Raw genomic sequence first — 267 nt, 5'->3', positions numbered from 1 at the left:
ATATGACCACGCTGATGCGGCGCATGGCCATCACCGCGCTCTACAGGAAGCCCAACACCAGCAAGAAGGCACCAGGACGCACGATCTACCCATACCTGCTGCGCACGCTTGCGATCACCAGGGCCAACCAGGTCTGGGCGATGGACATCAGCTATATCCCAATGGCCCGGGGCTTCGTCTACCTGGCAGGGGTGATCGACTGGTACAGCCGCCGTGTGCTGGCCTGGCGGGTGTCGATCTCGATGGACACCGAGTTCTGCATCGAGG

At 61.8% G+C, this 267-nt stretch carries 1 protein-coding gene; it reads left to right on the top strand.

Features of this window, described 5'->3' with window-relative positions; genetic code table 11:
* The coding region (locus QN413_RS27235) for a DDE-type integrase/transposase/recombinase (RefSeq protein ID WP_323499662.1) at positions 1-267 on the top strand (267 nt) is incomplete at both ends.

Source organism: Variovorax sp. LG9.2, from assembly GCF_035018885.1.
Lineage (GTDB): Bacteria > Pseudomonadota > Gammaproteobacteria > Burkholderiales > Burkholderiaceae_C > Variovorax.
Note: the sequence above shows the minus strand (reverse complement) of the source record. Positions and strands in the feature narration are given on the sequence as shown.